The following is a 6,344-nucleotide window of genomic DNA, read 5'->3' as shown; positions in this document are numbered from 1 at the left end:
CGCTCTCGGGCAGGCATGAACTCAACACATGCTTGCCCGAGAGCGGGACTCGCGGGGTTAATCCGTTGCGGGCTGCTGCCCTACCCGGTTCAATGCCTGGCCTCGTGGGGGATTTCGTCAAAGCGCTCTGGCGCACGCATGCCGGCCTGACCGTGGCGTGGTGGATTCTCCTTGTCATGCAAGCGGTTCTGCCGGCGGGCTTTGCCTATGAGACGGGGCGGCTGATCGGGACGCAAGAGCCGGCGGCGCTGATCGGCCTGGGCGTGGTGTTCCTGCTGATGCAGGTGCTGGCCCCGGTGCACGGCCAGGTGAGCACGAACCTGGGCGACCGGCTGTCGTCACGGCTGCAGGACCGGCTGATCACGGCGGCGACGGGGCCGCCGGGCATCGCCCACCTGGAGTCGACGGCCCTGGCCGGCGAGCTGGCGGTGGCGAGAGACTTCGACCAGGGCGTGTCGGGCCCGCCGCTGGCGCTGTCGATGGGCATGATCGCGGGCAGCCTGGTGGAGGCGCTGGCGGGTGCGGGCCAGGCGATCCTGCTGGCGACGTACCACTGGTGGGCCGGGGCGGCGCTGGCGGCGGCCTGGCTGGCCACGCACTGGCTGCTGAAGGACGCCAGCGTGTGGCACCGGGACACGCCGGAGGTGCAGTATGCGCAGCGGCGGGCGGAGTACACGTACCGGCTGGCGGTGGATCCCCCGGCCGGCAAGGAGATCCGGCTTTTCGGCCTCAGCGACTGGACGGTCCGCCAGTTCGTCCACAACAGACGGAGACTGGTCGACCTTCGCTGGCAGGCCACGAAGCTGCGCCAGCGCGGCGTGGGCTGGACGCTGGCCCTGCTGGCGGCGGCGAACGGTCTGGTGTTCTGGATGCTGGCGACAGACGGGAGCACGCTCAGCGAGAGGGCCACCTACGCCCAAGCGGCGATCGGCACGGCGGCGCTGGCCTTCGGCGGCCTGAACTGGGCGCTGCCGCCGGCGATCGAGGCGGTCCGGGCGGCGGCCCGGCTGGAGAGCAGGATGTCCGAGGTCGGCACCCTGCCAACCGGTTCACGCATGGCCAAGGGCACGACCATTCGGTTCAGGAATGTCCGATTCAGCTACCCCAACAGCGACGAACCCGTGCTGGACGGCCTGGATCTGACCATCCCGGCCGGCACCTCGATGGCCGTGGTCGGCCTGAACGGCGCGGGCAAGACGACCCTGGTCAAGCTGATCTGCCGCCTCCACGACCCGACCGGCGGCGCCGTCGAGGCCGACGGCGAGGACCTGAAGACCCTGAGCAACTGGCGGGAGAACGTCACGGCCGTGTTCCAGGACTTCATCCGCTACCAACTTCCCTTGAAAGACAACGTCGCCCCCACCGGAGCGTCCGAAGAGGACGTACGGGCCGCGCTGAGGGCCACCGGCGCGGACTTCACCGACCTGGACACGGTGCTGTCCAAGGGATACGACGGCGGCACGGACCTCTCCGGCGGCCAGTGGCAGCGGATCGCCCTGGCCCGGGCGCTGACGGCGGTGAAGCAGGGCGCCGGCATCGTCGTGCTGGACGAGCCGACGGCCCAGCTGGACGTCAGGGGCGAGGCCGAGGCCTTCACGAACTTCCTTGAGCAAACCAGGGGCTGCACCACGATCCTGGTCTCGCACCGCTTCGGCACGGTCCGACAGGCCGACCGGATCTGCGTGCTGGACAACGGAAAGGTGGCGGAGCTGGGCAGCCACGACGAGCTGATGGCCGCGAACGGCCAGTACCGCACGATGTTCGACCTCCAGGCGGCGAGGTTCCTCGATGACTGAGCTCCCCGGCTGGCTGCCCTCGCTGGCCCGCTCCCTCGAACTGGGCTACCGCGCCAGCCCCGCGCTGATCGCGGTCGCCTTCGTCACGACGGTCGGCGCGGCGATCCCCGATGCCTTGCTGGCACTGGCTTTCTCACAACTGGCCACGCACACCGCACTGGCCGCGGGGGCACTCGCCGTGCTGGCCATCGGCGGCTGGCTGCTGACCACGGTCAGCGACCGTGCCAACCGGCGGTTCGCCGACCGCGCGGCGATCGTCGTCGAGGAACACGTGGCCAGGCTTCAGTCCTCGATCACGACCATGGAGCACCACGAGCGCCCCGAGGTCATGGACCGCATCTGGGTGCTGCGCGATCACGCCGCCGCCCTGAGCGAGATCTACCAGCAGCTGTTCTCGACCTTGGGCGCCCTCGTCCGACTCGTGATCACGGTGGCCCTGCTGATGTCCGCCAACCCCTGGTTCGGGCTGCTCGGCGTCGTCGCGATCCCGGCCGTGTTGGTGTCGACGTGGCGGGCCGGTGCCGAGCGGAGGGCCGAAGAGGCCGGCGCGCAGCACGACCGGCTGGCCAAGCACCTGTTCGAGCTCGGCACGACGCCCGGGCCGGCCAAGGAGATCCGCGTCTTCGGCGTCCAGGACAAGATCGCGGACCTACGCCGCGAGGCGTGGTGGAAACGGCACCGGCCGATAGCCGGCGCCCGCTGGCGCACGGCCTGGTGGCAGGCCGGCGCGCATGCCCTGTTCGGGCTGGCCTTCCTCGCGGCGATCGCCTCGGCCATGCACCAACCGGCGACGCTGCTGCTCGTCCTGGCCGCCGGCGGCCGGCTCGCCCGGTACGTCGCCAACACCGTCCAGCAGACACACTTCTTCCGCACGATCTGGCTCGACGTCGCCCGCCGCCTGGCCTGGCTGGAGGACTACGCGACGGCCCAGGCCCAGCACGCCGACCGCCATCCGCCGGCTCGCCTGAAAACCGGCATCCACCTGGAGAACGTCAGCTTCCGCTACCCCGGCACCGACCGGAACGTGCTCGACGACGTCACCGTCACCCTCGATGCCGGCGCGACCGTCGCCGTCGTCGGCGAGAACGGCGCCGGCAAGTCCACGCTGGTCAAGCTGCTGTGCCGGCTCTACCAACCCACCGGCGGCCGCATCCTCGTCGACGGCGTCGATCTCGCGACGATCGACGCACAGCGATGGCGGGAACGGATCTCCGGCGCGTTCCAGGACTTCTTCCCGTTCGAGTACACCGCCGGCGAATCGATCGGCGTCGGAGACCTGAGGCGCATCGACGACCCGGTCGCGCTGCACGAAGCCGTCGCCCGGGCCGGCGCCGGCGACGCCGTGCCGGATCTGGCCGCGCAACTGGGCGTGACCTGGGAAAACGGCGTCGACCTGTCGCACGGCCAGTGGCAGAAGGTGGCGCTGGCCCGCGGCTTCATGCGCCCCGATCCCCTGCTGCTCGTGCTGGACGAGCCGACCTCGGCCCTGGACGCCGCCACCGAGGACGCCCTGTTCGACCGCTACGCCCACGCCGGCGGCCCCGGGGTGACGGTGCTCGTCTCGCACCGGTTCGCCACCGTGCGGATGGCCCACCAGATCCTGGTGCTCGACGGCAGCCGGCTGGTCGAACGGGGCTCACACGCCGAGCTGATGGCCGCCGGCGGGCGATACGCGCGGCTGTACCGGATTCAGGCCCGCGCATTCGGTCGAACGGGCAGTTGATCCTGGTCGCGGCCGGTAACGATGTGGTCCGTTCCGGTTAGACGACGATAACCTGACGGGCATGGACGAGTTTGTGGACACCGACCGCGCGTCGCCCGGCGTGGCCTGATGCGGCTGCGGATCTCCGCGTGCGGCGGGGTGTTCATCATCGATGGCCAGGTCATCTGGGACGACTACCTGGACCACCGGCAGCTCGCGCTGGGCACCGACACCGACGAGGTGATGCGCTGGTTCCTGCGCTGGCGGGACCGCGACTCGGTGCCGGAGCGGCTGCGACCGGCCCGGGACGCCCTGCTCGCCAACGACGTGCTCGTGGCCGAGGGCTCGCAGCGGGACGCCCAGGAGCAGGCCGTGCTGCACGCCTGGGGCCAGTGGGGGCCGGTGGCCAGGGCGTACCACTACTCGACGCGGACCACCCGCGGCACCCGGTTTCCCGGCACCGATCGGCCCGCTGACCGGCTCGATCCAGTCAGCGCCTTCCCCGACACCGAGCGGATCCCGCTGCCGGCGGCCGAGGACGCCCAGTGGCGTAACCGGGATCTGTTGGAGGTGCTCCAGCTTCGCCGCGACCACCGGGATTTCGGCCCCGGTCCGCTGCCACTGGCCTCGCTCGGCGCGCTGCTCCAGGTCAGCGCCGCGAACTCGACCGAACTGTACCCGGCAGTACGGGACGTGGAGGGCCTCAAGCCCGGCGTCTACCACTACGACTGCCGCACGCACGAGCTCGCCCTGGTCGGCGATGCCGTGGCCGACGCCGATCTGGTGGCGGCCTGCGGCGATCAGCACTGGGTCGCCGGCGCCGGCCTCGCCGTCTTCTACACGAGCATCGTCCGCAACCAGGACACACCTCGCGCCTACCGCGTGCTCCAGCTCGACGCCGGTCGCGTGAACCAGACCCTGTCACTCGCCGCGACCGCCCTGGGCCTGCGGACCACGTTCACCGCCGCGATTCGGGACGAGCTGGTCGAGGAGCTCATCGGCTGCGACCCGGCCACGGAGTTCGCCATCGGCTGCGCCGTCGTCGGAACCGCCTAACCGCCGGCCAGGGCCGCGAACTCCTGGATGAGCCCGCCGCGGCGACCGGCCTCCCAGGCCAGGCAGACCTGGTTCGGCGCGATGTCACGGACCGTCACGTGCACGATGTCCGGCCGCGTGTAGAAGGACGCCGTAGACAGCGGCAGCACGGTGATGCCCCGCCCGGTGGCCACGTGCTCCAGCTTCTCCTCGACGGCGTGGAACCGGCCGACCGGCGTCCGGGTTCCGTCGCGCAGCTCGGTGGCGATGTCGCGCCACTCCGGCACCGCGTCGGGATCCTGCAACAGGTGCTCGTCGGCGAGGTCGGCGATGGCGATGGTCTCCTTGCCGGCCAGCCGGTGATCGGCCGGCAGCACGGCGACGCGGGGCTCGGTCAGCAGCGGCCGCACGGTCAGCCCGGACTGGTCGACCGGCAGCCGGATGTAGGAGACGTCGACACGGCCGTCGTGCACGACCTCGACCTGATCGTCCCATGAGGTCCGCACGACGTTGACGACCAGCGACGGATGCCGCTCGGACAAGGCCCGCACGGCAGCCGTGACGATCAAACCGGGCATGAAGCCGACCGTGAACGAGTTCTCCCCACGCGCCGCCCGCCCGACGCGCAGGCGCAGCGCGGTGGCGCTGGCCAGCAGCGGCCGGGCGTCGGCCAGCAGCTGCTCCCCTGCCGCAGTCAGCTCGGTGCGTCGCCGGTCGCGGGCGAACAGCTGCACCTTCAGCTCGTCCTCCAGCACCCGGATCTGCCGCGACAGCACGGGTTGGGCGATGTGCAGCCGCTCCGCCGCCCGGCCGAAGTGCAGTTCCTCGGCGACGGCGACGAAGTAGCGAAGCTTGCGCAGGTCGACGTCCATCACGCTGAGTATCGCCTCCGAAGACCAGCAGAGCCACCGCACAGCCGATCGACTGCTAAAGCGCCAGCTCGGCCACGGCGTCGGTGTGCCGGGGCTGCCATCCGAGCTCCCGGCGGGCCTTCGCGCCGGTCAGCTGCTGGTCGAGGGCGAACGCCTCGGCGATCGGGCCCATCCGCCGGGTCGCCTCGGCCAGATCCATCGCCCGCACCGGGACGCCGGTCGCGTGGGCCAGGGCCCGGCTGACGTCGGCGATGGTCGGGTTCTGGTCGTCGACGCCGACGAAAACGCTGCGGGGCTTGGCAGTCAGGGCCCGCACGTACAGGTCGGCCAGGTCCTCGACGTGCACCAGCGCCCAGTGGGTGCTGCCGTCGCCGATCTGCGGCAGCTCCCCGTCCCGGCGTGCCGGGTCGACGTAGAACGCCTGGATCAGGCCCCCGTTGTTGCCGTACACCAGGCCCGGCATGACGATCACCGGCCGGCCGCCGTTGGCCAGCACCTGCTTCTCGTTGTCCAGCCGCCACGACGTGAGGGCCGGCGGGGACATCGGGTGCGTCTCGTCGGCCACGCCGTCGGTGTCGCCGAACACCCAGGTGCCGCCGGTGTGCACGTAGGGGCCGCGGTCGGCCAGGCCGTCCTGCATCGCCTGGGCGGCGGCGAGGTCGACCTCGGCGGTGCGCTCGTTGGCCATGCCGAGGTGGATGGCGGCGTCGGCGAGGGAAGCCTGTTCCCGCAACACATCCGTGTCCGTCAACGCGCCGCGTACCGCGACCGCGCCGGACGCCTCGACCGCGGAGACGGAGTTGTCGGCGCGGGCCAGTGCGGCGACCTGGTGGCCGTTGCGCACCAGCGCCCGGATCGTCGGGCCGCCCACATAACCGGAGCCGCCGGTGACGAAGACCTTCATGGCTGGGATCCTTTCGTTGCCTGACAAGAGCTTCG

5 protein-coding genes are annotated in these 6,344 nt (G+C 71.2%); 3 read left to right on the top strand and 2 right to left on the bottom strand.

The annotated features are described in order from the left end of the window. Window positions 1–176: 176 nt before the first annotated feature. The 3 genes from AB0M73_RS40335 to AB0M73_RS40325 all read left to right on the top strand — a co-directional run bounded on the left by AB0M73_RS40335 (window position 177) and on the right by AB0M73_RS40325 (window position 4,554). On the top strand, window positions 177–1,796 hold the full coding sequence (locus tag AB0M73_RS40335; protein WP_363903040.1) for an ABC transporter ATP-binding protein: 1,620 nt from the start codon (window positions 177–179) through the stop codon (window positions 1,794–1,796). Beyond that, window positions 1,789–3,519, top strand: coding sequence for an ABC transporter ATP-binding protein (locus AB0M73_RS40330; protein WP_363903037.1), 1,731 nt, complete (start codon window positions 1,789–1,791; stop codon window positions 3,517–3,519). Before AB0M73_RS40335 ends, AB0M73_RS40330 begins: the two co-directional genes overlap by 8 nt. A gap of 108 nt (window positions 3,520–3,627) precedes the next feature. After that, a complete protein-coding gene (locus tag AB0M73_RS40325; protein ID WP_363903034.1) occupies window positions 3,628–4,554 on the top strand; it encodes a SagB/ThcOx family dehydrogenase in 927 nt (308 codons plus the stop codon). Here the strand turns inward: AB0M73_RS40325 and AB0M73_RS40320 are convergent. Together AB0M73_RS40320 and AB0M73_RS40315 are read right to left on the bottom strand one after the other, a co-directional pair. Continuing rightward, on the bottom strand, window positions 4,551–5,405 hold the full coding sequence (locus tag AB0M73_RS40320; RefSeq protein ID WP_363903031.1) for a LysR substrate-binding domain-containing protein: 855 nt from the start codon (window positions 5,403–5,405) through the stop codon (window positions 4,551–4,553). The two genes, AB0M73_RS40325 and AB0M73_RS40320, sit on opposite strands and share 4 nt — an antisense overlap. Before the next feature lie 55 nt (window positions 5,406–5,460). Next, window positions 5,461–6,309 carry an NAD-dependent epimerase/dehydratase family protein gene (locus AB0M73_RS40315; RefSeq protein WP_363903028.1) on the bottom strand — a complete coding sequence of 283 codons (849 nt, stop codon included), beginning with the start codon at window positions 6,307–6,309 and terminating at the stop codon, window positions 5,461–5,463. Window positions 6,310–6,344: the final 35 nt, after the last annotated feature.

This window comes from Kutzneria sp. NPDC051319 (genome assembly GCF_040682195.1).
Lineage (GTDB): Bacteria > Actinomycetota > Actinomycetes > Mycobacteriales > Pseudonocardiaceae > Kutzneria.
The sequence above is the reverse complement of the archived record's forward strand: the minus strand, read 5'-3'. Positions and strand labels throughout refer to the sequence as shown.